1 protein-coding gene is annotated in these 1,031 nt (G+C 51.1%); it reads left to right on the forward strand.

Annotated features, from left to right (window positions below; translation table 11 throughout):
• Positions 1-1,031: 1-deoxy-D-xylulose-5-phosphate synthase (gene dxs, locus N7974_RS20630; protein WP_262967408.1), on the forward strand; the 1,031-nt coding region annotated here is incomplete at both ends.

Raw genomic sequence — 1,031 nt, forward strand, 5'->3', positions numbered from 1 at the left:
CCACGCTTTTTGCATATTGTCACCAAAAAAGGCAAAGGTTACCCGCCCGCCGAGAAAGATCCGTTGGCTTACCATGGCGTTCCGGCCTTTGATCCCAGTCTCGATTGCTTGCCCAAGTCAGCTCCGTCAGTGCATCCTACTTATACCGAAGTGTTTAGTAGTTGGTTATGTGATATGGCCGAGCAGGATGAGCGTTTACTGGGCATTACCCCGGCCATGCGTGAAGGTTCCGGGTTGGTGAAGTTCTCCGAACAGTATCCCAAACGTTATTTTGATGTGGCCATTGCCGAACAACATGCGGTAACCCTGGCAGCCGGTCAGGCTTGTCAGGGTGCCAAACCGGTGGTTGCCATTTATTCAACGTTTTTACAACGCGCTTATGACCAGTTGATTCATGACGTGGCCATTCAAAACCTGGATATCCTGTTTGCGCTGGATCGTGCCGGCTTGGTTGGTCCTGATGGTCCTACCCATGCCGGTAGTTTCGATTACAGCTATATGCGCTGTGTACCCAACATGCTGATTATGGCGCCTGCCGATGAAAATGAATGTCGGCAAATGCTTTATACCGGTTTTCTGCATGAAGGCCCCGCATCGGTGCGTTATCCACGCGGCAAAGGTCCCGGTGTGGCAGTAATAAAAACCATGACCGCCTTGCCGTTGGGTAAAGCCGAAATTCGCCATCAAGGCAGTCGGTTGGCTATTTTAGCGTGGGGCAGCATGGTGACACCGGCGCTGGCAGCGGGCAGGCAGTTAGGCGCAACTGTCGTCAACATGCGCTTTGTTAAACCCATTGATGAGCAACTGTTACTGGAATTGGCGAAAAGTCATGAAGTGTTTATTACCGTGGAAGAAAACGTCATTTCTGGCGGGGCAGGGAGTGCCGTCAATAATTTCCTGCAAGCTCAGCACATACTGATGCCGGTATTAAATATCGGTTTGCCCGACAGCTTTGTTGAGCAAGGTACCAGAGAGGAGTTGCTGGCCATTTGTGGGTTGGATGTTCAGGGAATTACTACCCGAATTGAGAC

This window comes from Methylobacter psychrophilus, from assembly GCF_025583945.1.
Lineage (GTDB): Bacteria > Pseudomonadota > Gammaproteobacteria > Methylococcales > Methylomonadaceae > Methylobacter_C > Methylobacter_C psychrophilus.